This window comes from Xanthomonas sp. SHU 166 (genome assembly GCF_000364685.1).
Taxonomy (GTDB): Bacteria; Pseudomonadota; Gammaproteobacteria; order Xanthomonadales; family Xanthomonadaceae; genus Xanthomonas_A; species Xanthomonas_A sontii.
Genome location: NZ_AQOJ01000701.1, coordinates 1 through 3,248 on the forward strand (window position 1 = coordinate 1; position 3,248 = coordinate 3,248).

At 70.8% G+C, this 3,248-nt stretch carries 2 protein-coding genes; both read left to right on the forward strand.

Going from position 1 to position 3,248, the window contains the following annotated elements:
• Window positions 1-411 precede the first annotated feature (411 nt).
• Complete coding sequence (locus D180_RS16425) at window positions 412-1,089, forward strand: uracil-DNA glycosylase family protein (protein WP_017913655.1); 678 nt, start codon at window positions 412-414, stop codon at window positions 1,087-1,089.
• Window positions 1,090-1,154: 65 nt separating this feature from the next.
• A partial coding sequence (gene yccS, locus D180_RS16430) for a YccS family putative transporter (protein ID WP_017913656.1) occupies window positions 1,155-3,248 on the forward strand: 2,094 nt, incomplete at its 3' end.

Here is a 3,248-nt window from a genome sequence, read left to right on the forward strand (position 1 = left end):
GCGCGCGAGCAGGGGGCGTAGCACGTCGCCACGGGCAGGAGCGGCTTCAGCCGCGACGAGCAAAGCCCGATGCCGGCTGACACCATCCGGCGTCGGGACTGAAGTCCCTCCCACAAGGACACCCGACCCACTCTCTGTGGGAGCGGCTTCAGCCGCGACGAGCGAAGCCCGATGCCGGCTGACACCATCCGGCGTCGGGACTGAAGTCCCTCCCACAAGGACACCCGACCCACTCTCTGTGGGAGCGGCTTCAGCCGCGACGAGTGAAGCTCAAAGTGCGGCTGACATCCTCGCTTGCCGGGACTGGTGTCCCTCCCACAAGGAGCGCACACCGCTCTCGCGTGGAAGCCCGCACGCAGCCACCATCGCCGCTGCGCTAGCCTGGATTCCCCACCGATTCGCACATGCTCCATGGCCCTGTCCCCCGCTCTCCGCACCCGCTTCCGCGCGCTCGCCGCGCAGACCGACGGCATCGATACCGCGGCCTATGCCGCCTGCGGCAAGGATCCGCTCGATCCCATCATCGGCCTCGGCCGCCGCGATGCGAAGGTGTGCATCCTCGGTCGCGACCCGGGCCGCAGCGAGGTCGAGCACGGCGAACCCTTCGTCGGCAGCGGCGGCCAACTGGTGCGCAAGGCGCTGTACCGGCACCTGCACCACGGCGCGGAGATGCCCGACTTCGCGGCCGGGCTCGAGGCCGGCCGCGTCGCCTTCTGGCTCAACACCGTGCCGTACAAGCCGGTGGGCAACAAGGCGTGGTCGATGCCGGTGAAGCGGCGCTTCCATCCGCTGATGCGGCACCTGCTGCTCGAGCAATGGCGCGGCCACGAGATCCTCACCCTCGGCCGCGAGGCGTTCCTGTGGTTCGGCATTGACCAGCCGCGCGAGGTGCGCGCGGCGCTGGAAACGTTCTGGGCGCGCGAGGACCGCTTCCAGGCGCAGACCGAAGTGGAGCTGCGCAGAGAGGACGGCCGCCGCACCCGCCGCGTGACGCTGTACCCGCTGCCGCATCCCTCGCCGCTCAACCAGACCTGGTACAAACGCTTCCCGGCGCTGCTGGACGCCCGGCTGCGGCACCTGGAGGTTTGAGGGCCCGCGTGCATCCACCCTCCCGAGGGGGATCGCATACAGCGACGGTGCGTTATCGTGGCGCGGTGCCGACCCCCTCGATCGAAACCCGCCTCAGCCGCCTGTGGGCCCATGAAAAGGCCAGCTACGGGCTGCGCGTGTTCATCGCGCTGGCGGTGGCGATGGGCGTGTGCTGGCACCTGCAGCAACTGGAGGCGGTGCCGGCGATCTTCCTGGGCACCATCGCCAGCGCCATCGCCGAAACCGACGACAACTGGCTGGGCCGGATCAAGTCGGTGCTGCTGTCGCTGCTGTGTTTCGCCGCCGCCGCGGCCGCGGTGGTACTGCTGTTCCCGTATCCGTGGCCGTTCGCGGCCGGCCTGGCGCTGTCCACCTTCGCCCTGACCCTGCTCGGCGCGCTCGGCGAACGCTACGCCTCCATCGCCCAGGCCACGGTGGCGCTGGCGATCTACGCGATGATCGGCCTGGACCACGGCACCCAGAACGGCCATGTCGGCGGCAACGCCTGGCACGGCGTGGCCTTGCTGCTGCTCGGCGCCGGCTGGTACGCGGTGCTGTCGGTGCTGTGGACGGTGCTGTTCGCCAACCGGCCGGTGCGCGAGCGGTTGTCGCGGCTGTACCTGGAGTTGGGCCGCTACCTGCGGCTCAAGGCGGCCCTGTTCGAGCCGGTGCGGCAGAGCGACCTGCACGCGCGGCGGCTGGCGCTGGCCGAGCAGAACGCGCAGGTGGTGGCCGCACTCAACGCGGCCAAGACCGCGATCATCAGCCGCTTCGGCCGCTCCGGCCGGCCCGGCGTTCAGTCGGGCCTGTATTTCCGCCTGTACTACATGGCGCAGGACTTCCACGAGCGCGCCAGTTCCTCGCACTACCCGTACGAGGCGCTGACCGACGCGTTCTTTCACAGCGACGTGCTGTACCGCTGCCAGCGCCTGCTGGCCCTGCAGGGCAAGGCCTGCGCGGCGCTGGGCGAGGCGATCCGGCTGCGCCAGCCGTTCGACTACGGCGAGCAGACCCAGCAGGCCACCACCGACCTGCGCGAGTCGCTGGATTTCCTGCACGCCCGTGGCGACCCACGGCAGGCGCGGCTGCTCGGCTCGCTGGAATTGCTGGTGACCAACCTGCATAGCATCGAGCGGCGCCTGGCCGAGGCCGCGCAGTCGGACACCACCAGCGACACCCTCGACACCCGCCTGCGCGACTCGTCGCCGCACACGCTGCGCGAGATGCTGCGGCGCGTGGGCCAGCAGCTCACGCCCGGCTCGGTGCTGTTCCGGCACGGCCTGCGCATGGCGATCGCGCTGGTGCTGGGCTACGCCATCATGCAGTCGATCCACGCCAGCAACGGCTACTGGATCCTGCTGACCACCGCCTTCGTGTGCCGGCCCAACTACGGCGCCACCCGCCTGCGCCTGGCCCAGCGCATCGCCGGCACCCTGATCGGCCTGGGCGCGGCGTGGGCGCTGATGCAGCTGTTCCCGGGCACCGAGCTGCAGTTGCTGTTCGCCCTGCTCGGCACGCTGGTGTTCTTCGTCACCCGCACCGACCGCTACATGCTCGCCACCGCGGCGATCACGGTGATGGCGCTGTTCTGCTTCAACCTGATCGGCGACGGCTTCATGCTGATCTGGCCGCGCCTGCTCGACACCCTGATCGGCTGCGGGATCGCCGCCGCCGCCTCGTTCCTGATCCTGCCGGACTGGCAGGGCCGGCGCCTCAACCAGGTGCTGGCGACGGTGCTGTCCAGCAGCGCGCGCTACCTGGCGCAGGTGCTGGAGCAGTACCGCAGCGGCATGCGCGACGACCTGCCCTACCGCATCGCCCGCCGCGACATGCACAACGCCGACGCCGCGCTGTCGGTGGCGCTGTCGAACATGCTGCGCGAGCCCGGCCGCTACCGCCGCAACCTGGATGCCGGCTTCCGCTTCCTGGCCCTGTCCAACACCCTGCTCGGCTATCTGTCGGCGCTGGGCGCGCACCGTGCGGCGCTGGCCGGCGAGACCGACCCAGACATCGCCCGCGCCGGCGACTACCTGCCGCAGGCGCTGGGCGCGCTGGCCGACGCACTGGCCGAACGACGTGCGCTGCCGGCCGCCGACGAGGCGGCCGAGATCGCGCTGGCCGAGGCGCTGGAGCGCGAGGACGGCATCGACGAGGCCAAG

Bases quoted from the DNA above. Each gene is read 5' to 3' on its own strand.
- D180_RS16425 (WP_017913655.1), top strand. From the start codon at position 412: ATGGCCCTGTCCCCCGCTCTCCGCACCCGCTTCCGCGCGCTCGCCGCG.